We start from the raw sequence: 22452 nt of genomic DNA on the forward strand, positions 1-22452 counted from the left end.
CCTCTCCTAGAATTTATACCCGACGGTGACGCCGTAGGTCCGCGGGGCTCCGACATGGTTATAGTCGTAGCCAAAGCCGCCGACGAGATCGACGCGCGACGTGAAGTAGAAGCGATTGGTCAGGTTCTTGCCCCAGATCGAGGCGGTGAACGGCCCCCGCTCGAAGTCGATGTGCCCGCCCAGCAGCGTATAGGCGCGCTGCTTGAGCCGAGGGACGTTGAACACCTCGAAATACTGGCTCGATACGTAGCTGATGTCGGGGTGCAGGCTGATCTTGCCGGCATCCGAGTCCATCACGGTGATGTCCAGCCCGCCATTGGCGCTCAGCGACGGCGCATTTGACAGCTTGTTGCCGCTGACGTCGACGCCGCTCAATATACCCTTCTTGATCCGCGCGTTCAGCAGGCCTACGCCCGCCCGCGCCCCCACCCATTCATTGGCGCGGACGTTGAGCTCGAGCTCGCCGCCATAGATGCGCGACTTGTCGACGCTGACCAGCGTCTGCGCGGCGGTGAGCGGGCTGATGTTGATGAACTGCTGGTTCTTGTAGAGATAGTAGAAGCCGGCGAGGTTCAACGTCACCCGCCGGTCGGCGAGTTGCATCTTGGCGCCGCCCTCGAACGCATCGATCGTCTCGGGCTTGGCGACCGAGGCCTCGGACGGGTCGAAGAATGCCTGTGCGTTGAAGCTGCGGGCGCGATAGCCACGGCTGTAGTTGACGTAGAGCAGCGTGTCGCGATCGATCTTGTAGTCGAGCCCGATCTTGCCCGACAGGTTGTTGTTCTTGAACCGAAGATTGGTCGACGGGATCAGCGCTGCGACCAGCACCCCGTCCGCTCCGATGGCGTTGGAGGTGAGCCCCTTCTGACTGCCGTCATCGCGGGTGAAACGCAGGCCACCGCGCAGGGTGAAGCCGGCGCCGAAGTCGTAATGCATGTCGGTGTAGAGCGCATAGCTGTGCTTGAGCTGGTCGAAGCGGTTGACCACGCTGCACGCCGCCGGCAGCCCGGCCGCGCAGTCGGCCGCGTCGACCGTGCCGTTGCCGTCGATGTCGGCGTCCTTGAAGATGCCGAAGTCGGTGGTGTTGAACACCTTCTCGCGGTTGTAATAGGCGCCCAGGATGAACTCGAACGGCCCGCCGAAGCTGCTGGCGAGGCGCAGGTCCTGCGATATCTGCGTCGCGCGGTCGCCGTAGAATATCTCCAGCGTCTTGTTCGGCGCGCCGTCGGTGTCCTCGCCGAAGTTGAGCCGGCCCTTGTCCCATGACGACACCGACACGATCGCCAGGTCGTGGCCGATGTCGAAGGTCGAGGTCAGCGAGACCGCATAGGTCCGCGCGCGGCGGCGCGGCGTATATTCGGACTCGATCTGCCGCCGGCCGAGCCCGGTACGGAAATAGCTGCTGCCCTGGCCGAGCGATTCATACAGGCCGGCGCCCACCCCGTCGGGCCCCGGTGCCGCGAAGATGCCGTAGTTGTAGGGGTTCTGATAGCTGGTCGAGCCGCGCAGCAGGAAGGAGACGCCGTCCTGCGGCTCCCAGAGCAGCGACCCGCGCAATGCATATTCACGGGTGCCGTTGAGGTCGGGCTTGCCGGGAAGCTGGTTGCGGAACCAGCCGTCGGCGCGCGCGACGGTGAAGGCGAGGCGCGCTGCCAGCGTATCGCCGAGCGGCACGTTGATCGCGCCGTTCGCCTCGCGCCGGTTGTAGTTGCCGTAGCCGAGGTTGATATAGCCCTCGGTCTTGCCGATCTCGGGCTTGCGGCTGATCAGGTTGACCGCGCCGCCGGTGGTGTTCTTGCCATAGAGGGTGCCCTGGGGCCCGCGCAGCACCTCGACCCGTTCGAGATCGTAGAGCGCGACGCCGAGGAAGGCGAAATTACCCTTGTAGACCTCGTCATAATAGGTCGCGACGGGGCCCGACTGGTTGAGGCTGTAGTCCGACATGGAGACGCCGCGCAGTGCGAAGATCGGGGTGCCGTCGCCGACGGTCGAGGTAAGCTGGAGGTTGGCGACCTTGCTGACCAGATCGTCGGCCGAGCTGAGCCGCTGCTTGCGGACCGCGTCGCCGCCGATCGCCGAGATCGAGATCGGCACGTCCTGCAGGCGCTCGCTGCGCTTCTGGGCGGTGACGACGATCTCCTGCGGGTCGGCAGCCACGGTCTCGACCGCGGTCTGCGCCATCAGCGCCTGACCCGACAGCCCCGCCAGCAGCGCGGCCAGCATACGCGACCCCCGTGTCGAAACGATCTTCCTCATTGGACATCCCCTTTTTCATGTCTTGCTGGATCGACGCGTTCGCGCCTTTCGAGGTCGGCCATCAGCCGCGCGCGCGTCGCGGCCGCCTCGATCCGGAGCGGCTTTTCCCGCAGCTTCCGAATTTCGTCTGTCGTGTAAGGCTGGAACCCTTCCGGCACGTGCTGGGCGTCGAAGCGCTGCAGCGTCCAGTTGAGCAGTTCCGCCAGTTGGTCGTCGGGCAGCGCCGCCGTGGAGACGCCCGGCACCCGACCCAGGAATTCGCGGCCGCCCGGCACCGCCAGCAGGCGCGCCACCTGGCCCGTCATCGCCGGCGCGCTCGTTGGCGTGCCCTGCCCGTCCGGACGGTGGCAGCCCTGGCATTTGACCATCCAGTTGACGTGCGCGCGCTGCGGATTGGACACACCAGGCATCGCCGTGCCGATCGCCGCCGCGGCCCCGGCGGCCATTCCGATCCCCAGGATCGCAACGACCACCGCCGCCCTCATTTGCCGGTCAGCTTCGGCTGGAGGCGAGCCACCGCGGCGGCATCGAGCCCCGCCCCGCTGTCACGCGCTGTCTTGACCTCGGCGGCGGTGAAGGGCTTCACGGCATCGCCGCCGCCCGCGATCGTCGCGGTGACATGGCTGAGCACCGCCGCCACCGCCTCGTCGTCGAGACCGCTCTGGGCGGGCATCATCCCGCGATTAGGTCTTGCCCTCGACGGTGAGCGGGCCGGACAGCCCGCGTGTCACGGCCAGGGCCAGATAGCGGCGCCCTGCCACAGTCCCCGCCAGCGCACGGACGTCGGACTGGAGCGGCGGGAAAGCGCCGGGCACGCCCTTGCCGGTCGGCAGGTGGCAGGCGGCGCAACGCTGGTAGACCTTGGCGCCGTCGGCGGCGGCCGACGCCATGCCCGCCGGCAGTGCGAGGGTGGCCAGGGCAGCCGGCAGGACCATCGCGCGGCGCATGCTCATTTGCTCTCCAGCGCGGTGCCGAGGATGACCGCGGTCGAGCAATTATAGACCGATCCACTCTCGGTCCCGAGGCACCAGTTGATGTCGTTGTTCGACTGCGGGCGGACCATCGGCCGGTCGCTCTCGTTGCGGTTGCACAGGCAGCGCCCGCACGAGGATTTGCCGCAGCAATCATTGTAGCTGATGATGTAGGACCGGCCGTCGGCGGGGTTGAGGCAGGTGCCGATCCAGGTGATCGGCGACATCTCCGTCCCCGGCGGGCAGGCGCTCGCGGTGCCGCCGCAGCAGGAGCAGAGGAAGCCGTCGATCGCGCAATAGCGCCAGTAATCGCATTGGGTCTGGTCGCCCGGATCCTGCGGATTGCCGGTCGTCTGCGGCGGCAGGCCACTCTTGCCGCCGCCATGGGTGGAGGCGACGGCGCGCGACACCGGCAGCACCGGGATGACCGCCGCTCCCGTGATCGCTCCCCCGATCAGGGTGAGCAGGCTGCGGCGGGAGGTACGACGGGCGACCCTGCGCACCGCACGTTCGGCGAAACTGTCCATGTCCGACATATCAGCGGCCCCTTTCTCTATTGCGCTCAGGCGCCGGCCAGGAATTGCTGGATCGAAGCGACGCCGCGCTCCTTCGCCTCGAACAGGCTTTCCAGATGCTCGCGGTTGTTGATCAGGCCGAGCGAGGCGATCCTGCCCTGCTCGTCGAGCAGCACCGCATAAGGCAGCTTCGACACGCCGAGCGACCGGCCCAGCGTCTCCGACAGGACATAGGGAATGCCGGCCAGCTCCTGCTTCATCACCAGCCGGCGATGCTCGGCCTCGTCCTCGCCGTCGCTCGCCAGCACCGTGTCGACCCAGCCCGCCTCGGCGCGGGCGGCGGAGCGCAGCACCGGCATCAGCGTCTTGCAGATCGGGCAGTCGGGCGAGAGGAAGAAGAGGAGCTGGCTGCGGCCCTCGCGCCGACCGCCGATGCGGACCCGGGCGCCGTCGAGCGCGGTCAGTTCCATTTCCGGCCCCTTGTCGCCGACCGACACCTTCTGGTGCAGGGTCAGCGCGCCGGCCGGGGCGATGCGCTCGTGGAGCACGCCGACCTGGCGGGCGAGCGCCATGACCAGCACGCCGAGGACGCCGACCGCGATCCACAACATGATCTGAGATGCGAGTGCGAAACCGGTCATCGAGCAAGGCTCCTGCCAGTGGAGGAAACCGCGGCGAGTTCGCCGGCGGCCAGATAGAGGGCGAAGAAGGCGAGCGCCGCGAACAGGTCGAGCGCGCCCGGCATGGCGGCTGGCAGCAGCGCCGCGACGATCGCCAGCAGGGCGAGGACCGCGGCGCGGCGGACCGGATAGAGGGTGACGATCTTCGGCTGCGCGCCGAAGCTGCACCCGCAGTCGAAGGCGCGGCCGGCGCGATGGGCGCGCCACAGCAGCACCGCATAGGCGGTCCACAGCAGCGCGGCGACGATGGCCCCCGCCGGGCGCGCGGCCGGGACGGCCAGCGCGAGCCCGGCGCCCGCCTCGACCGCGGCGGCGGCGAGGCTGAGCGGCTGGCCAAGCGCAGGGGCGACGCCGGCCAGCCGGGCGGCGGCGGTGGCCAGCCGATCCCGGGCGGCAAGCTTGTGCGCCGCCGCCGTCAGCAGGACCACCGCAAGGAAAAGGGCGAGCGGGGACGCCATGGCGCTCACCGCGACGCCGTCATCGTCATCGGATCATGGACGACCTGCGCCAGCGTCCGCTGGAAGGCGCCGCTCGTCGCGTCATAGACGTCGAGCGACCCGTCGCTCCGCGACGCGACCAGCAGCGGCGCGCTTTGCGCGGTCACCTCGACCGACACGGCCGGATTCTGGAGCGGGATGCGCGCGACGCGCTGCTTCCTGGCGGGGTCGACCACCCACACCTCGCTGCCGCCATCCTTATGGCTGCCTTCCTTGCCGGCCGGGTTCATCAGCACGTAGAGCCGGCCCGCCGCATCGGCGCTGATCACCTGCCAGCCTCCCGGCCGCCATTCGCCTTCGGCCGTCTTCTCCTTGGGCATCTGGAACACGCCGAGATCGCGAGCCTTGGCATTGGCAAGGTCGAGCCCGTGGATATTGCCCTTGAAGGTGGCGAACCATGCGGTCTTGCCGACCATCGCAGGGGTCATGAACATCGGGTCATGGTCGATGTCGTTGATCGGTTTGCTGGTGCTGCTCGCCGCCACCTTGCCGGCAGTGTCGAGCTCGATGCTCGTCATTGTCCCGTCGGCACAGAGCGAGGTGAAGCCGCGCGGGCCGGTCGGATAGACCAGCGAGCATCCTGGCAGATCGATCTCGTTCAGGATCTTGCGCGCGTCGATGTCGATCACCGACACGGACGAGGCCGGCGTGAAGTTGAACAGCAGCGCCCATTTTTCGCCATTGGTGAGCTGGAAGCTGTTGCGCAGCGTGACGAACTGGCCGCGCTTGCCGCCGGGCAGGACGATCTCGCCCTTGGGCTTGAGCGTCGCCTTGTCCCAGATCGTGATCACGTCGGTCCGCTCGCCCCGCGTCATCCGCGAGAAGAAGGTCTCGGCGACGTAGATCTCCGGCCGGGTCGTCGACGGCAGCAGCGTGCCGAACTGCGCGACGGGCACCTGGCCCTTGAAGGCGCGGACGTCGGCGGCGACGTCGACGATTGCGGCGCGGCCGTCTGGCAGGCTGTTGAAGTGCAGGTCGTGCACATAGACCCAGCTCGCCGGATATTGCGCCGACAGTTCGACGACATTGGGGATGGGCTCGTTCGCCAGCGGCTCCGGATAGCTTGCCGCCTGGGCGGCCCCTGCCACGATCGCCAGGGCTGCCGCCCCGAGAAATCTTCTCACCTTCATCGACGACACCCTCTCGCGACGCTGCCGACTCCGGCGCGTTCGTGCGCAAATCTTTGTCACTTGACCAACTTGTGTCAAGCGACAAAAATCGTGTCTCGCCTTGTTGCTGTGGTGCCGTCGGATTAAGGCTGGGAGATCAGTGCTTTGGGGGTTGTCCCGTTGACCGAATCATTTGTCCCTGACCTGAAGATCACGCCTCGGGAAGGTGGCTATGCGCGTGGTCAGGAGGGGCTGGAACAGATTCTCTATGCCGCGCTCAACATCCTGGTCGAACAAGGGTCGAAGGCGCTGACCCTGCGCCGGATCGCGTCCGAGTGCGGGATGAAGGCCGGCAATCTCGCTTATTATTTCCCGTCGAAGGAGGAACTGCTTCGCGAACTGCTCAACGCGATCATCAGCAGCTATGAGGATGCGTTCGACGTCATCGTCCATGATCCGGCGGAACCGGCTGAGAAGCGGCTCGAACGGCTCGTCGTCCTGATCCTGGACGACATCACCACCAAGAAGACGACCCGTGTCTTTCCCGAGCTATGGGCCATGTCGAACCACGACCCCTTCGTGCAGGAGCGGGTGGACGAGCTGTACCAGCGCGCCCGCGTCGCGATTCTCGAGCTGGTCGAGGAGATCAATCCGGCGCTGCCGGCGAACGAGCGGGAAATCGTCGCACTGTTCATCTCCGCCTCCATGGAGGGGATGACGACCTTCGCGGGCTATGAGAAACCTTGGCGCGAACAGATGCCGGCGATCGAACGGATCGCGGTCAAATCCTTTCTGCACATCATCCATACGCTGAAGCCGGGCGAGATCGGCGCGATGACCGGCGCCTGATCCCGGACGGGATCAGGCGGGCAGAGGCTGGTCCGCCAGAAAGGCGTCGAGGACGTTGCGCATGACGCGTGCGACATTGTTCTCGCCGTCGAAGCAGGGCAGCGCCTGGCTCCAGGCGATCGACCCGGCGGCGAACACGGCACCGCCGTTGGGCGTGGTGAAATAGCTCATGTCGCCGCGCACCTGCGGGTCCTGGCTGCCGCCGCGTCCGGGGAAGGCGTAGCCGATGTCCTCCGACACCAGCGGATAATTGTCCGAATGGCCGAAGGACGCGGCCAGCAACCGTGCATGTGGCGGCGTGCCGAGCGCAAGGTCGTAGCGGTCCATCTCGATCCCTGACGCTCCGCCGAGGGCGAGGCCGAAATCGCCGATCGGCTCGTCCGCGCCGATCCCGGCGAAGATCCAGGCCATTGCGGGATCGAAACCGTCGGGCAGCCGCTCGAACGGCCGGCTCTCGTCCATGCCCTCGGTGGTGAAGCCCAGCCCGACCAGCTTCTGCGGTGCCCTGCCCCGCACCCGCCACAGGCCCGACCGCTCGCCGGTACAGGCGAGATAGCCCTCACCCGGCTCCGCCTGCCAGGCGCGCGATCCGCTTTCGAGCTTGCGTACCTCGATGCACCAGGGCTCGTCCTCGCGCAGGCCGGTCACCCAGTAATAGCCGTTGCCGCCCAGGTAGAGCAGCCGCCCGCCGCCGGTCAGATAATCCTCGGTCCCGTCGAGCATGCGTTCCGAATAATATTCGGGATGCGTGCCGGTCAGCACCGCGCGATAGGGCGCCAGCGCCGCCACGCCTTCGCGATGCAGGTCGTGATCGGTGAGGATCTCATAGTCGTAGCCGGCCCGCTCAAGCCACCAGATCAGCGACAGGTCGGCCGGAAAGGCCCAGGCCACGCCCGTCGCAGGCATCCGGTAGCCAGGTCGCATGTTGAGGATCGGCCGCCGCCAGGAGGAATAGCAGACCCCCGCCCCGTCGCTGTGGACGTCATAGGTCGACAGGCCGAACGGCGCGTCGGCGCTCCAGTGGAGGTCCTGCTCGCCCACCACCGGCGTATTGGCGCAGATCGCCTGCGCGATCGGCGCCTCGAAGGCGAGATGCTCGTTGGCATAGGCGAGATAGGTGAAGGTCGGCATCAGCACCGCGATCGGCGCGCGGGGCGCCGCTGCGCGGACGAAGAAGGGAACATGATCCTCCACCCCGTTCGACCGGACCCGCAGCGCATAGGCGCCGCTGCGCAGGTCGCGCGGCGTCTTCAGCCGTACGGTTGGCGCCCAGCCGCAGTCGATCAGCGCATCCTCATGGAAGGCGATGCCGCCATATTGGCCTGGATCGAGTCGGAAGCTGTCCTCCTTGCCCTTCCAGTTCCAGCCCTTCATGCCTCGGATCGGCCGATTGACTCCGATCGCGTCCAGGCCAAGTGGCCCCAGGTCGCGGATGACGTCTCCTATGCCGTCGTCCGAATAGCCCGCACTCGTATCCCAATAGGTGACGATGCCGGCCGCAGGCGGCATCCCGCCCGCCCGGATCGCCACGATCGCGGCCGCATCGAGCGGCCTGTGCTGCACACCGACGCGGTCGATCTTGCCGTTGTAGCAGGCGGTCGCCCCGCCTTCCGCCGATCGCACGCCGGCGATCAGGAACTCGGCCGACCGCGACGCGCTGAAGGCGATCCCGCCTTCATGGTCGGCCGCATCGTCATAATCATAGGGCGCGACCCGGCCGATCCGCGAGTTCCAACGGTCGACGCAGCCGAACTGGCGGAGCCCCGCCGTCCCGGTTTCCGCATCCCAATGTGCCGTGACGAAATACCAGCATCCGGGCGCGAGCCGCCGCGACAGCGCCAGCTCGGTCCGGCGCTCGCCGTCGCCCAGCCGCAGCCGCAGCACGCCGCCGGCGTCGATCAGCAGCACATAACCCTTCGCCGTCGCTTCGTCCCAGCAACCCGCGATCGCCTGCTCGCCCAGCCCCGGCCGCGACGGACAGATGAAGGCATGGATCGCGCCCGCGCGGAGATCAGCCAGCGCCGCGCCGCTGCCCGGCACCGTCGCGAAGGCCCCGCGCCGGGTCGCCTGCGGCACGATCGCCACCCGCGCGGGCAGGTCGGCGTCGATCTCCTCCTCGACGAAGCCGGGCCCGGCGGGATGGCGATCGCCATGGATCAGCCGCACCAGCCGGATCTCGGCATCCGCCGCTATCTCGGCGGACAGCATGAACTCAACCGCCTCGCCCGCCCTGATCGCCAGCGGATCGGCATAGCCGTACAGCCTGTTGCTCATCGTCTCAGCGCTCCAGCAGTTCGTCGATGCGGCGCAGGAAGACCGCGTGATAGGCTTCGTCGAGCGAGCCATAAGCTTCGTCCTCGACCAGCGACGGCGCCCCCCGCGTTCCGGAGAAGCGCACGAGACGATAGGAGGGCACCGCGGGATCGGGCTGGTACAGGCCGAGCTTCCCCGCCATGCCGCCGCGCCGGAAATAGTTGAGCAGCCGGTCGAGCGCGTCGCTGTGCTGGCCCAGCGGCTTGCGGCGATGCTCCTCGATCACCGCCTCGCTGACCAGGGTGCGCAGGTGCCGGCGCATGCGGCGGTCGAACTCGGCATGATAATCGAGCTGGCGGTCGGTGGCGGCGAAGGGATAGTCCATCGATGGGCTCCGAAGGCGCGCGGAACCGGCCGGCCGAACCGGCGGAGGCGCGATGCTGACATGAGTGATCGGGCGATGCGGCCGGATCAGGAGATGTCGATCATCCCCAGGCACATCGCCTTGGCGACGGCGTGCGAGCGGTTCACCGCGTCGAGCTTCTGGTTGACCCGCTTGAGGTAGACCCGCACCGTGTCGGCCGACAGGTCGAGAATGACGGCGATGTCCTCGACCGTCTTGCCCCGCGCCGACCAGGTCAGGCATTCGAGTTCGCGCTTGCTGAGGCTCTGGCTTTCCTTCGGCGGGCCGCCGAAGCGGCGGATCGCGAAATTGTCGAAATAATTGGCGATCATCGCGAGCGTTGGCCCCGCCCGATCGGCGGCCGCGTCCCAGCCTTCCAGCCCGCCGTCGCCGACCGCGGTGATGAAGCCGTAATGATGGCCGGGGATGAACAGCGGCACCGTCAGCCCCGGATTCAGCCCCAGGTCGTTGATGTAGCTGATGCAGTCGACCTGTGCCGGATCGAGCAGGTCGGCATTGTTCTGCACCACCGTCCAGTTGGTGCTTTCCATCTTGAGGAAGGCGGTGTGCGCATAGGGATCATGCGCGCGGTGCCGGGGCCAGTCGCGGTCCCAGCGGTCAGGGAAGCCGCGCACCTGGAGCGGCGCCGGAACCCAGGTTCCGCTCGGCAGGTGCGCGATCGACACGCAGCCATAGACGACCCGCGGAAAGCCCAGTTCGATGATCGCGCCATGCAGCACGTCCATCGCCTCGTCCATCGACTTGGACGCCTCGAGCCCGACGACGAGGCTGCTGAACGCCGCCATCTGCAACCGCTTCGCGTCGGAGGCCGAGGGGTTTCCGCTCATCGTGCTGGCGCGTCCGCAATCCCTGATCCGGTGGAACGACTTGTTCGCCATGCTAATCCGTCCGCGGCCCGGTGCATAGCCGGCATGTTCGGATGTGCCGGGGGCTCGGTCCTGACAATCGTGCATCGCGGTCCTCACAGCTTGATGGAGGCCGAAAGGCCATAGGTGCGGGGCTGGCCGTAGATGTTCAGCAACCAGCCGAAATCGGGCAGGTCGTTGACGTAGGTCCGGTAGACCGTCTTGGTCAGGTTCTTGCCGAACAACGCCAGCGACCAGCGGTCGTCGGGCCCATTCAGGGCGATGCGCCCGTTGACGATCCAATAGCCCGGCTCGCGGCTGTTGATCGAGTTGGTGACCTCATAATATTGCGACGAGCGGTAATTGGCGTCGCCCGAGAGGACGACCGACAGGCCGCCGCCGACCGGCTGGATGAAGCTGCCCTGGACATTGTAGGTCCAGCGCGGCGACTGGATGGTGCGCGCGCCCTTCAGGCTGCGTCCGTTGACCGAGACGTCACTGTCGATCTTCGAGTCGAGCCAGCCGCCGCCCATGCTCAGCGTGAGCTGTCGGATCGGCCGCCAGGACAGGTCCGCCTCGACGCCATAGCTGGAGATGCCCGCCGCGTTGATCGTCACCGGCACCGGCGACGTCGCGCTGTCGACGTTGATGAAGCCGTCGGTGAACGTGTAGTGGAAGACCGATGCGTTGAGCTGGACGGTGCGGTCGGCGAGGCTTGACTTGAAGCCCGCCTCATAAGCGGTGATCTTCTCGGGCGCGAGCGAGGTCAGGGCCGCCTGTGACGCGGCGAATTCGCCGTTGAACGATCCCGATCGGAAACCGGTCGAGACATTCGCGTAGATCAGCAGCTTGTCGATCAGGTCCGACGACAGGCGCGGCTTCCACTCGACGCCCGCCTTGAAGGTCGCGTCGTCGTCCTTGCGGCTGGTGTCGGCCGCCGACAGCCGCGCGACCAGCGCGGTCGGACGGAAGGGCGTCCCGGCCAGCCCGGTCGCCGCGAAGGTGCCGCCGTCGAACGACACCCGCTCGCGCGAGTAACGGACGCCGGCGACCAGGCCGAGCGTGTCGGTCAGCGCGACATTGTTGTGGAAGAAGGCGGCGAGCGCGTCGACCTTCTGGGTGAAGGGGCTGTAATAGCCGGGCGCCGCCCCCGCGCCGATGAACAGGTAATCGCCGTTGCGATAGCTGTCATGCTCGTAATAGCCGCCGACGACATAGCTCCACGGCCCCGACCCGGTCGACGAGAGGCGGATCTCCTGGCTGATCTGGCGGATGCGGTTGTCATATTGCACGTCGATCGTCCGGACCGGGCTGCCGTCCGAATCCTCGAGCTGCCGGCGCTGCGCGAACTGATAGCTGGTCAGCGAGGTCAGCATGCTCGCGCCGAAGTCGTGCTCGATCCGCAGGGTCGCGCCCAGGCTCTTGTTGCGGACCTTGTGGGCCAGGTCATTGGTGGACGTGTAGGGATCGCCATCGCCCGGATAGCCACCGTCGGTGCCGCGCACGCAGCCGGCGGTGTCGCCGCGCACAGTGCCGTTCAGATAGGGCGCGCAGAACACCGGCGCGCCCGCCGCCACCGAGGCGGGGGTGAAGACGCCGACGCCCTCATAGGGCGGCAACTCGCCGCGCTGGCGGCCGCCCGAGACCGACAACAGGGCGGTGGTGACCCCGTTGGTCCATTTGAGCTGGCCGCGCAGCGCCCATTTCTTCTCGAAGCCCTCGCGCCGGCCGAGTGTCAGGTTGCGATAGGTGCCCTTGTTCTGGTCGACCACCATCCCCGACAGCCGCGCCGAGAGCCCGGCGCCGAGCGGACCCGAGACATAGGCTTCGGCCCGGAGCGTCTCGTAATTGTCATAGCTGATCGTGCCGCCCGCGGCGAGCTCGTCGGTCGGCCCGCGCGTGAAGAAATTGACGGTGCCGCCGGTGGCGTTGCGCCCGAACAGCGTGCCCTGCGGCCCCTTCAGCGCCTCGACCCGGTCGATGTCGAACAGCAGCAACCCGCTCATGAAATTCTTCGAGAGATAGACCTCGTCGACGTTCAGTGCGACCGGCGAGTCGAAATTGGCGGAGAACTCGTTGGTGCCGATGCCGCGCACGTTGAACGCCACCTGCCCCGCGCCGAAATTGGCCTGCACGTTCGGGACCAGCCCGGTCAGGTCGGTGACCGAAGTGACGTTGCGCTGGGCGAGCGCGTCGGCGGAGACCACCGACAGCGCGATGCCGACGTCCTGCCCCGACTGCTGACGCTTCTGCGCGGTGACGACGATCTCCTGGATGCCGGCGCCGTCGTCGGCGGCCTCCTGGGCGACGGCGGCCGATGCGGTCGCCAGCGCGAGCGCGGCGATGCTGATGCTGGCGGCTGGCCGGAGCTGCGATGTGCCGTTCATGGAGTCTTCCCCTTTGTCGTTGGAACCGGCATCCGGACGGCGGGCCTCCCTGACCCCGCCGAACCCGAATGTCGTTGCGCCAATATTGGTGACTCGTTGCGCCGCGCGTCACAATTCACCCGAACCGGTTGCATTCCGGCCGGTCGGCAGCGTCGATCATAAGGGGGAATCGGTCAGCCGCGCCGGTCGGCGGGGCTCAGCACTCGACGACGTTGACCGCAAGGCCGCCGAGGCTGGTTTCCTTATATTTGGACCGCATGTCGACGCCGGTCTGGCGCATCGTCTCGATCACCGCGTCGAGGCTGACGACATGGCGCCCGTCGCCGTGCAGCGCCAGATAGGCGGCGTTGATCGCCTTGATCGCGCCCATCGTGTTGCGCTCGATGCACGGCACCTGGACGAGCCCGCCGATCGGATCGCAGGTCAGGCCCAGATTATGCTCCATGCCGATCTCGGCGGCATTCTCGATCTGCGCATTGCTCGCACCCAAGGCCGCCGCGAGACCCGCCGCCGCCATCGAGCAGGCGACCCCGACCTCGCCCTGGCACCCCATCTCCGCCGCCGAGATCGAGGCGCGTTTCTTGTAGAGGAAGCCGATCGCCGATGCCGTTAGCAGGAACAGCCGGCTGCCCGCCGCCGTCGCGCCGGGGACGAACACCTCATAATAGTTGAGCACCGCCGGCAGCACGCCCGCCGCACCATTGGTCGGCGCGGTCACCACCCGGCCGCCGGCCGCATTCTCCTCGTTGACCGCGAGCGCCCACAGGCTCACCCATTCGAACACCGTCGATGGATCGACGCGCGGGCCCCGCTGGACCAGCGCGTCGTGGACCGCCTTGGCGCGGCGGCGGACGTTGAGGCCGCCGGGCAGCACCCCTTCCCCCTTCAGCCCGCGCGCGATGCAGGCGAGCATCGCGGCGCGCACCTTCGCCAGGAAGGCGTCGGTCTCGCCCGGCGATCGCCATGCCTCCTCGTTCGCGGCGACGACCTCGCCGATCGACAGGCCCGCCGCCTCGCCGATCGCGAGCAGCTCGGCCGCCGAGGAGAAGGGATGGCGTAGCGCGACGTTGGCGCTGCACACCGGATCGCCCTCGCGCAGGATCGCGCCGCCGCCGATCGAGAAATAGGTCGCCTGCTCCTCGCCGCCGTCGGCGCGGAAGGCGGTGAAGCGCATCGCATTGGCGTGCCCTGCGAGGAACTTGCCGCGCAGGAACAGCAGGTCGGTCGCCTCGTCGAACGGGATCGCCGTCCCGCCGTCCAAGGGCAGCGCCTTGTCCGCACGGATTGCCGCCGCCTTGGCCGGAATCTGGTCGGGATCGACCGTCTCCGGCGTCTCGCCGGCCAGTCCCAGCAGGATCGCGACGTCGGTCGCATGGCCGAGGCCGGTCAGCGCCAGCGATCCGAACAGCTCGCACCGGACGCGGATCACCGCCCCCGGCGCGACCGCGCGCTCGGCGAAATCCTTCGCCGCCCGCATCGGCCCGACGGTGTGCGAGCTCGACGGCCCGACCCCGATCGTGAACAGGTCGGTGACGCTGATCGCCTGGTCCGCGACCGGTGCGATGCGCTCGCTCTTGGCAGCCATCACGCGCCCATCCCGAAAAGCACCACGACCATCAGACCCTCGACCGCTCCAAGATTGCGGCCCAGCCTTTAGCTGCGAACGCGGGCCGGGTCATCTCCGAAGCGCCGCGCCTTATATGCGCTACTTGCAATATATTCTATTTGAACATAATCGAACGAACGTGGCCCCAGCGAAAGAGAAGCCACGTCATCAGGGAGGTGGAATTGCACGATCTCGCGCGCGGCCCGAGAGGGGCCGATCGGTTTCCCGATCCAGGCGAAACGCCGTCATCGAACGGTCTTCGCCTCGGCTCCTCGTCCGTCATGCTGCTTGCCGGCTTCGCCGTGGCGGCGCCCGCCTTCGCGCAGCAGGCCGGCGAGCAACGCGGCCTCGACGATATCGTCGTCACCGCGCGCCGGGTCGAGGAACGGCTTCAGGTGGCGCCCGTCGCGGTCACCGCGCTGTCCGCCGCCACCCTCGAACAGCGGCAGGTGAGCAACCTGACCGAGGTGGTGCGCTTCGCCCCGAACGTCCAGTTCAGCACGGCGGCCTCGGGCACCACCGGCGCCTCCTCGGTCTTCATCCGCGGCATCGGCCAGGCCGACTTCATCACCACGACCGAACCCGGCGTCGGCGTCTATGTCGACGGCGTCTATCTCGCCCGCGTCACCGGCGCGGCGCTCGACCTCGCCGATGTCGAACGGGTCGAAGTGCTGCGCGGCCCGCAAGGGACGCTCTACGGCCGCAACACCATCGGCGGCGCGGTCAACGTCGTGACCAAGCGGCCGCGCGACAGGCTGGAGGGCGAGCTGCGCCTGACCGGCGGCAACCAGGGCCGTTTCGAGGGCCGCGCGACGATCAGCGGTCCGCTCGGCGACGGCGTGTCCGGGCGACTCAGCGTGCTGGGCCGCACCGATTCCGGCTATGGCAGGAATCTGGTGTCGCAGCCCGGCATCAGCAGCCAGATGGGCCGCGCCCGCGATCTCGGCGCGCGCGTCCAGCTTCGGATCGAGCCGAGCGACCGCTTCTCCATCGACCTGTCGGGCGACTATCTGCGCCATCGCGGCACGCCGTCGCCGCACACGCTGGTCGCGTTCCGGAGCTCGCCCACCTCGATCGCCTACAACGCCCTGCCCGGCGTCGTCCCGATCGGTCCGCAATATCTGAACCCCCGGCCCGATCTCGACGCGGTACAGCTAAGCGCGCCGATGCGCGACACGCTCGACGTCTATGGCGGCGCGCTGACCGCGACCTATGAGCTCGACGCGGTCACGCTCAAGTCGATCTCGGCCTACCGGCATCAGGACGGCCAGTCCGGCCAGGACTTCGACGGCACGCCGGCCGCCTTCCTCGACCAGCTCGTCGACTCCCGCCAATGGCAGTTCAGCCAGGAGCTGCAGGCGAGCGGCAAGGCGCTCGAGGGCCGTCTCGACTGGATCGTCGGCGGCTATTATTTCGAGGAGGACGGACGGTTCGACAGCTTCGTCAGCCTGTCGAGCCTGCCCGTCACCATCCTCACCAACAACCATAGCAAGAGCTTGGCCTTCTACGGCCAGGCGAGCTACGAGATCGTCCCGCGGCTCCGCCTGACCCTGGGCGGGCGCTATACCGACGAGAAGAAGAGCCTCGACGGCATCACCACCCTGTTCGGACCGATCGCGCTGGTCCCGCCGACCGATCGTTCGGACAAGTTCCGCAATTTCTCGCCGAAGGTCGGCCTCGACTATCGGGTCACCGACGATCTGCTGGTCTACGGCTCGGTCACCCGCGGCTTCCGCAGCGGCGGCTTCAACGGCCGCCCCTTCTCCCTTGCCGACCTGACCCCGTTCAGCGCGGAAAAGGTCACCTCCTACGAAGCCGGCTTCAAGTCGGAGCTGTTCGGCCGCTTGCTGCGGTTCAACATGGCCGGCTTCTACAACGACTATAAGGACATCCAGCTCACCGCCGTATCGAGCAGCGGAGGCGCCTCGATCGTGCTGACCGGCAACGCCGCCTCGGCGGAGATCTACGGTTTCGAGGCCGAGATCGAAGCGCGGCCCGTCCGTATGCTGAAGCTGTTCGGCTCGGTCGGCTACATGAAGAACGACCTCGTCGAGAAGGCCGGCTTCACCTTCGGCGCGACCGAGCTGCCGACCGCGCCGAAATGGACGTTGTCCTTCGGCGGCCAGTATGACGTGCCGCTCTCCGATGCCTTCGATCTGTCATTCGGCGCCGACGTCAGCCACACGAGCAGCTTCACGCCGCAGTTCGACCCGTCGCCCGCGGCGCGGATACCGGCCTATTCGCTGGTTAACGGACGCATCACCCTGGCGAACAAGGACGATCGCTGGTCGCTGATGCTGTTCGTCAAGAACCTGTTCGACAAGCGCTACCGCACCTATGCGCAGACGATGGGCAGCCAGGATGCGACGACGGCGTGGTTCGGCCCGTCCCGTCGGATCGGCATCCAGGCGGCCCTCGCCTTCTGACGAGTCCAAGGGGCATGGCGCGCGGCATCCCTTGGCTGCGCGCCATGCCCGACGGATGCGGCCGGCCTAATCGCCGGCGCCTTCCCGCCGCGGCAGGTGGCGGGGAATGTAGAGGCCCAGATAGGCGCAGCTCATCCGCTTCGCCTCTTCGACCATCTCGCGCAGCAGCGCACCGCGCTCGAACAGCGACAGGCCGAACATCAGGTCGGCCGCCTCGATCGCGTAGAAGAAGATGCGGCTGCGGTCGGGAAGGTCGGGCAGCACGAAATGCGCATCGATCAGGTTTTCGATCAGCCGGCTGGTGTCGACGTCGGCCCGGCGGCTGTAGCGCTTGATCGCGGGCGGGGTCTGCGACGAGAGCATGAGCTGCTGCGCGGCGGGATTGTCCTCGAAATAGCCGGCGGCGCGATCGATCACTATGCCCATCAGCTCTTCCCAGTCGGCGACCTGCGCCACCGGGCGCGCGATCGCCCGCTGGAACTCGCCGTCGAGCAGCGAGACCAGCTCGACGAACAGCTCGATCGCGTCGGTGTAGAAATGATAGGCCGAGCTCTTCGAGACCTCGGCCCGCGCAGCGATGTCGGCCAGGGTGATCTGGCTGCTCTCACGCTCCGCCAGAAGCTGGCGGGCGGCGGCGAGCAGCGCCTCGCGCCGCTTGCGCCCGCGCGCCTGCATCGCGACCGGCCGGCCAGCCTCCACCGTCATGCCGCCGCGCCGGCCCGCGCCCGATCGTCGAGATAGCGCCGGGCGACGAGGCAGGCGCGCTCGATCAGCATCGGCCCCAGCTCCTTCGCCGTCTGCGTCTCGGACCGGGTCTGCACCCAGCCGAGATAGGTGGTGCTGCGCAGGAACATGAACAGCGGCAGCAGCGCGCCATCGGTCTCGGGCAGCGCGCGGACCGAGCGATAGCCCTCGAACAGCGCCCGCTCCATCCGGTCGTAGGCCGGGTGATCGAGGTTGAAGTAGAGCGCCGTCGCGAGGTCGAACATGTGCCAGCCATAGCCGCCGTCGTCGAAGTCGATCAGCTTCAGCCGCCCGTCCTCGACCAGCAGATTCTCCGGCACGAAATCGGCATGGATCAGGCCATAATTGTCGGCATGCTTACCGAACGCCGCGAGGTCCTCGCGTGCGCTCGCGCGGGCCTGCTGGAGCAGGTCGTGCTGCTCGGCGGTCAGCTGCTCCAGCTCCCAGAAGCGCCCCCAGAAGGGGTCCGCGCCGATCAGCCCCTCATCGTCCCAGGCATGACGGGTGAAACCCTCGGGAAAGGCCATCGCCTTGACCTGCTCGTGCATCCGCGCGGCCAGCGCGCCCGCGCCGAAGAACAGCCGCTCCGCGCCGTCCTCGTCGGCTTCCAGCCCCTCTTCCGACGATCCCGCCGGCACGCCGGTCATCCAGCCGAGCACGTCGACCTGGCGCGGCTCGGGAACGCCGGAGGCGGCGACGGTGGCGAAAATCTCCCCGTCGCTGGTCGGGATGATCGGCGGCACCTCGATCCCGTCACGGCCCAGCGCCTGCATCCATTGCAACTCGGAGCGCAGCGCGTCGTCGCTGTGATAGGCATGGCGATGGACCCGCACCGCCACCTTGCGGCCATCCGAGCCAAGCGCCGAGAACACCGCGTTCTCGCGATATTTGATCAGGGTCACCGCGCTATAGTCGCCCGGCCAGCGCTGCAGCGCGACGCGCGCCAGCTCGGTCAGGCGGACGGCCTGCTCCTCATCGCTCAAACGGTAGAAATCGGACACGGTCACTCCCCTCACAGCGCCTGCAGCGCATCGTCGAGCGTCGACAACAGGATGTCGGCATGCTCCTTCGCGAACACCATCGGCGGCCGCATCTTGAGGATATTGTCGTACCGGCCGATCCGGCTGATCAGCACGCCGCGATCGCGCATCAGGTTGATCAGCCGCTTGCATTCCGCCGTGGCGGGCGAGCGGTCGGCATCGTCATGGACGAGGTCGAGCCCGAAGAAGAGGCCGCTGCCGCGGACATTGCCGACGATCGCATGCTTCTCCTTCAGCCGTTCGAGCCCGGCGCGGACATAGGCGCCCGTCATCCGGGCGTTCTCCAGCAGCTTCTCTCGCTCGAGCACGTCGAGCACGGCCATGCCCGCCGCCGCCGACACCGGATTGCCGCCGAAGGTGTTGAAGTAATTCGCCACCTTGCCGAATTCGTCGACCAGGTCGGACGAGGTGATCACCCCGGCGAGCGGATGGCCATTGCCCATCGGCTTGCCCAGCGTGACGATGTCGGGAACGACGCCGTTGAGCTGGTGGCCCCACATCGCGTCGCCGGTGCGGCCGAAACCCGCCTGCACCTCATCGCAGATGAACAGCCCGCCCGCCTTGCGGACGATCTCCACCGCCTTGGCGGCGTAGCCGGGCACCAGCTCGGGCAGGCCTTCATTGGCGAACAGCGTGTCGATCAGCAGCGCCGCGACCTTGATCCCCGCCGCCTGCAGCGAGGCGATCGCCTCCGCCACCTTGGCCGCGAAATGATCGGCGAGTTGCTCGTCGCTCATCCCCTGCCGGTCGCGATAGGGATCGGGCACCGGCACCTTGCGGGCATAGGCCGGGAAGGCCTCGGGCACCGGGAAGCAGGTCGTCAGCTCGGCGACCATCTTCGAATTGCCATGATAGCAGAAGTCGCTGACGATCACGCCCTCGCCGCCGGTACGGAAGCGCGCCATGCGCAGCGCCAGCTCGTTGGATTCGGTGCCCGAGCAGGTGAAGATCGCGCTGTTCAGCGAGGCGTCGAAGGTCGCCGTCAGCCGCTCGGCATAGCGGACCACGGTCTCGTGGAGGTAGCGGGTGTGGATGTTGAGGATCCCCGCCTGGGTGGAGATCGCCTCGACGACGTGGGGGTGGCAATGGCCGACGCAGGGGACGTTGTTGTAGACGTCCAGATAATCGCGCCCGTCGGCGTCGGTCACCCAGACGCCCTTGCCTTTGACCAGGTGGACGGGGCGCTCATAGAACAGCGGCGCGTTGCGGCCGAGCACACGCTGGCGCCGTTCCAGCAGTTCTTCGTCAGGAAGCATCGACGGACCTTTCTTCGGGAAGGAGGGAAGAGGGCTGCGCTCCGCGGACCGGCAGGCGCAGATAGCTGAGGACGATCACCGCGAAGAGCAGGCCGAGCGCGGCCAGCACGGTCGTATCGACCTGGAAGCAGGCGGCGAACAAGGCACTCGACAGCAACATGCAGACCAGCGCCGTGCCGATCCCGCCGGCGGCGCGGAACGGGCGCGGCAGATCGGGCCGGGTGAGCCGCAGCCGGATGAAGCTCGCGAGCAGCACGACATAGGACAGGCTCAGCGACAGCACGACGATCAGCAGCACCTTGTCGGGCGAGATCGCCGACATGCCGACGCCGACCGAGACGACCAGGAGCAGCGCCAGGTCGGGCGCGCCACGCTTGTTGGTGCGGCCGAGGATCGCCGGCAGCCGGCCGTCACGCGCCAGCGCGAAGATCTGCCGCGACGTCGAATAGATCAGCGAGAAGAGCGTGCCGAGCAGACCGACGATGCCGCCGAGCCCGACGAAGGCCGTCGTCCAACCGGCGGTGCCGCCGACCTCGGGGCTCGCCATTGCGGCATAGAGCGGATCGTCCGCCGCGCCGATATGCTGGATGCCGCCCCCGCCGACGCCCAGCACGAGCACGACCATCGCCGTGACGAGCAGGGTCAGCACCGCCGCGATGATGCCGCGCGGCATGTTGCGCGCGGGTTCCGCAACCTCCTCGGCAGCGGCAGCGGTCTGTTCGACCGCGATGAACAGCCAGATCGCAAAGGGGATGCAGGAGAAGACGCCACGCGGGTCGACGTGCAGCCGCTGGCCCGGCAGGGTCAGATTGGCTGGGTCGAAATGCGGCAGCATCGTCAGGCCGAACAGCAGGATCGCCGCCATCGCCAACAGGCCCGCGCCGACCATCAGCCGCATCGCCTCCCCCACCCCGCGCAGGTGCAGGAGCAGGATGATCGCGAAGATGCCGATCTTGAGCGGCCAGCCGCCGAAGCCGAACACATGGGTCGCGTAGGCCGAAATGAACTCGGCGGCCGCGCCGGTGCCGATCGTCAGCGCTACCACCACCGCGCAGCCGACCAGATAGCCGGCGAAGGGCCCGAAGGCGTCCTCGCAATAGATGTAGAGTCCGCCGGCATGGGGTCGCGCCGCGGACAACTCGGCCAGGCATTGGGCGAGACCGAAGCTGAGCGACGCCATCAGCAGCGTGGCGACGATCATGTTCGCCCAGCCGGCCGAGGCGAGGCCGTAGTTCCAGCCGGAGAACTGGCCGGCGATCACCAGCGCGACGCCGAGGCCGGCGACGTGGCGCCAGTCGATCGTGGAACGGGCGAGGGTCATGCGGTCCTCCGTTCCGCCATACGGTCGAGGCGGATCAGCATCGGCACCAGGATCAGCGCCGCGACGACGTTGATCGCGACCGATGGCAAGGCGAGCCGCGCGAGACTTCCGTCATTGCCGAGCGTGCCGAACAGCGCCGCGCCCAGCGCATAGGGCACCAGCGAATAGCCCTGCAGCGCCGCCGCAACCCGCCCCTCTCGATCGAGCACCGAGGCGAGGCCGAAGAAATAGGAGTTGAGCGCCATCTGCATCAACCCGAAGGCAAGCATGCCGGCAATGAACGGCATCGTCCCCGCCGCGCCGAGGACCAGGCCGTAGGCCAGGGTCGCGACCGCCATCGTCGCCAGTGTGGGGACCGTGCGGCCCGGCCGGGTGCCGACCCAGGCGACCAGCAGTGCGCCGATCACCGTCATCAGCGTGGTCGCGCCCAGCGTCGCGCCGATCGCCGCCGGCTCGAGCCCGATCGCCACCGCGCGCCGCTCGGAAAAGGCGTAGACCCCGCCATAGAGCGGGAAGGCCACCGTCATCACCAGGACGACGACAGCGATCATCGCCCAGGGCTTGGGCGCGGTCGCGTCATGATGCTCGTCGCCCGGCGCGACATCGTCGCCGAGCAACGCCAGCGCCGGCATCGTCGCCAGCGCCACCAGCCCCAGCACGACGAACATCGCCGATGCGCCGAACGCGCCGCCGACCACCGGCAGCAGCGACAGCAGCACCGCATAGATGCCCGTCGCGACCGCGTAGATGACGCCATAGACCTGGTCGGGGCTCGGCGCCTTGGCGATGCGCATCGCCATGCCCGCCAGCAGCCCGCCCGATCCGGTGCCGCCGAGCAGCGCGAACAGGCAGAACATGGCGAAGCTGCGCGAGACGGAGAAGCCCAGATAGCCCGCCACCAGCATCGCCGCGAACAGGAAGAGCGGCAGGCGGCCGGGGAAGCGTCGCAGCAACGATGGCATCAGCATCGATGCCGCCGCGACCGCGCCGATCGACAGCGTGCCGATCCACCCCGCCTGCTCGGCCGACAGATGCGCGCCGTCGACGGCGCCACCGATCAGGATCGGCGTCGTCATCATCGGATACATGGCCAGAAAGGTGCCGCCGATCAGCGGACCGACAAAAGCCCACTTCATTCCGTCCCCCACTATCGATTCGCGTGGATTTCTATTTTCTATCTGGACCACAGTCCAATAATTTATCTAGGAACGACGCATAAGACATACTCAATCGCGAATCTACCGCTTCAGAAATGGACCACGTTTCAATTCCA

20 protein-coding genes are annotated in these 22452 nt (G+C 67.7%); 2 read left to right on the forward strand and 18 right to left on the reverse strand.

All coding sequences use genetic code 11. From position 1 onward, the window contains the following. Window positions 1-6: 6 nt before the first annotated feature. Genes B5X82_RS11045 through B5X82_RS11075 form a run of 8 tightly spaced genes read right to left on the reverse strand, consistent with a single transcriptional unit; the run spans window position 7 to window position 6049 of the window. A complete protein-coding gene (locus B5X82_RS11045; protein ID WP_079648208.1) occupies window positions 7-2256 on the reverse strand; it encodes a TonB-dependent receptor in 2250 nt (749 codons plus the stop codon). Further along, complete coding sequence (locus B5X82_RS11050) at window positions 2253-2729, reverse strand: c-type cytochrome (protein ID WP_223811388.1); 477 nt, start codon at window positions 2727-2729, stop codon at window positions 2253-2255. Before B5X82_RS11050 ends, B5X82_RS11045 begins: the two co-directional genes overlap by 4 nt. Window positions 2730-2737: 8 nt before the next feature. Beyond that, on the reverse strand, window positions 2738-2932 hold the full coding sequence (locus B5X82_RS27040) for a hypothetical protein (protein ID WP_235862659.1): 195 nt from the start codon (window positions 2930-2932) through the stop codon (window positions 2738-2740). Window positions 2933-2939: 7 nt separating this feature from the next. Next, window positions 2940-3209 (reverse strand): c-type cytochrome, encoded by a 270-nt coding sequence (locus B5X82_RS27045; RefSeq protein ID WP_235862660.1) that lies wholly within the window; start codon window positions 3207-3209, stop codon window positions 2940-2942. Beyond that, window positions 3206-3763 carry a methylamine dehydrogenase light chain gene (locus B5X82_RS11060; protein ID WP_079648210.1) on the reverse strand — a complete coding sequence of 186 codons (558 nt, stop codon included), beginning with the start codon at window positions 3761-3763 and terminating at the stop codon, window positions 3206-3208. The genes B5X82_RS27045 and B5X82_RS11060 overlap by 4 nt, the downstream gene beginning before the upstream one ends. A gap of 26 nt (window positions 3764-3789) precedes the next feature. Beyond that, window positions 3790-4383, reverse strand: coding sequence for a methylamine dehydrogenase accessory protein MauD (gene mauD, locus B5X82_RS11065; protein WP_079648211.1), 594 nt, complete (start codon window positions 4381-4383; stop codon window positions 3790-3792). After that, window positions 4380-4880 (reverse strand): MauE/DoxX family redox-associated membrane protein, encoded by a 501-nt coding sequence (locus tag B5X82_RS11070; protein WP_079648212.1) that lies wholly within the window; start codon window positions 4878-4880, stop codon window positions 4380-4382. The genes mauD and B5X82_RS11070 overlap by 4 nt, the downstream gene beginning before the upstream one ends. A gap of 5 nt (window positions 4881-4885) precedes the next feature. Beyond that, window positions 4886-6049: an amine dehydrogenase large subunit gene (locus tag B5X82_RS11075; protein ID WP_079648213.1), complete on the reverse strand. Its 1164-nt coding sequence runs from the start codon at window positions 6047-6049 to the stop codon at window positions 4886-4888. A 159-nt stretch (window positions 6050-6208) separates the two neighbouring features. Here B5X82_RS11075 and B5X82_RS11080 point away from each other — a divergent pair, with 159 nt between their 5' ends. Further along, entirely contained in the window at window positions 6209-6877 is a 669-nt protein-coding gene (locus B5X82_RS11080; protein ID WP_223811389.1) for a TetR/AcrR family transcriptional regulator, read from the forward strand. 12 nt (window positions 6878-6889) lie between these two features. Here the strand turns inward: B5X82_RS11080 and B5X82_RS11085 are convergent, their stop codons facing one another. From B5X82_RS11085 to B5X82_RS11105, 5 genes are all read right to left on the reverse strand, one after another. Then, window positions 6890-9151 carry a N,N-dimethylformamidase beta subunit family domain-containing protein gene (locus B5X82_RS11085; RefSeq protein WP_079648215.1) on the reverse strand — a complete coding sequence of 754 codons (2262 nt, stop codon included), beginning with the start codon at window positions 9149-9151 and terminating at the stop codon, window positions 6890-6892. 4 nt (window positions 9152-9155) lie between these two features. Then, the gene (locus B5X82_RS11090; RefSeq protein WP_079648216.1) at window positions 9156-9515 is read right to left on the reverse strand and encodes a hypothetical protein; all 360 of its coding nucleotides are present in this window, start codon (window positions 9513-9515) and stop codon (window positions 9156-9158) included. Window positions 9516-9601: 86 nt separating this feature from the next. Further along, window positions 9602-10432 (reverse strand): LuxR family transcriptional regulator, encoded by an 831-nt coding sequence (locus B5X82_RS11095; protein WP_176152530.1) that lies wholly within the window; start codon window positions 10430-10432, stop codon window positions 9602-9604. Window positions 10433-10515: 83 nt separating this feature from the next. Continuing rightward, window positions 10516-12786: a TonB-dependent receptor gene (locus B5X82_RS11100; RefSeq protein ID WP_079648218.1), complete on the reverse strand. Its 2271-nt coding sequence runs from the start codon at window positions 12784-12786 to the stop codon at window positions 10516-10518. A gap of 196 nt (window positions 12787-12982) precedes the next feature. After that, window positions 12983-14371, reverse strand: a complete 1389-nt coding sequence (locus B5X82_RS11105; RefSeq protein ID WP_079648219.1) for an L-serine ammonia-lyase — start codon at window positions 14369-14371, stop codon at window positions 12983-12985. A 302-nt stretch (window positions 14372-14673) separates the two neighbouring features. On the opposite strand from B5X82_RS11105, the gene B5X82_RS11110 reads away from it, so the two are divergent. Then, window positions 14674-16818, forward strand: a complete 2145-nt coding sequence (locus tag B5X82_RS11110; protein WP_079648220.1) for a TonB-dependent receptor — start codon at window positions 14674-14676, stop codon at window positions 16816-16818. 66 nt (window positions 16819-16884) lie between these two features. Here B5X82_RS11110 and B5X82_RS11115 read toward each other — a convergent pair whose 3' ends face one another. Genes B5X82_RS11115 through B5X82_RS11135 form a run of 5 tightly spaced genes read right to left on the reverse strand, consistent with a single transcriptional unit; the run spans window position 16885 to window position 22315 of the window. Next, window positions 16885-17523 (reverse strand): TetR/AcrR family transcriptional regulator, encoded by a 639-nt coding sequence (locus B5X82_RS11115; protein WP_079648221.1) that lies wholly within the window; start codon window positions 17521-17523, stop codon window positions 16885-16887. Further along, a complete protein-coding gene (locus B5X82_RS11120) occupies window positions 17520-18563 on the reverse strand; it encodes a phosphotransferase enzyme family protein (RefSeq protein WP_079648393.1) in 1044 nt (347 codons plus the stop codon). The genes B5X82_RS11115 and B5X82_RS11120 overlap by 4 nt, the downstream gene beginning before the upstream one ends. 11 nt (window positions 18564-18574) lie before the next feature. Then, window positions 18575-19858, reverse strand: a complete 1284-nt coding sequence (locus B5X82_RS11125) for an aspartate aminotransferase family protein (protein WP_079648222.1) — start codon at window positions 19856-19858, stop codon at window positions 18575-18577. Continuing rightward, a complete protein-coding gene (locus B5X82_RS11130) occupies window positions 19848-21179 on the reverse strand; it encodes an amino acid permease (protein ID WP_079648223.1) in 1332 nt (443 codons plus the stop codon). Before B5X82_RS11130 ends, B5X82_RS11125 begins: the two co-directional genes overlap by 11 nt. Next, window positions 21176-22315, reverse strand: a complete 1140-nt coding sequence (locus tag B5X82_RS11135; protein WP_079648224.1) for an MFS transporter — start codon at window positions 22313-22315, stop codon at window positions 21176-21178. Before B5X82_RS11135 ends, B5X82_RS11130 begins: the two co-directional genes overlap by 4 nt. Between the last annotated feature and the right edge of the window lie 137 nt (window positions 22316-22452).

The sequence above is a fragment of the Rhizorhabdus histidinilytica genome, assembly GCF_900167915.1.
Taxonomy (GTDB): Bacteria; Pseudomonadota; Alphaproteobacteria; order Sphingomonadales; family Sphingomonadaceae; genus Rhizorhabdus; species Rhizorhabdus histidinilytica.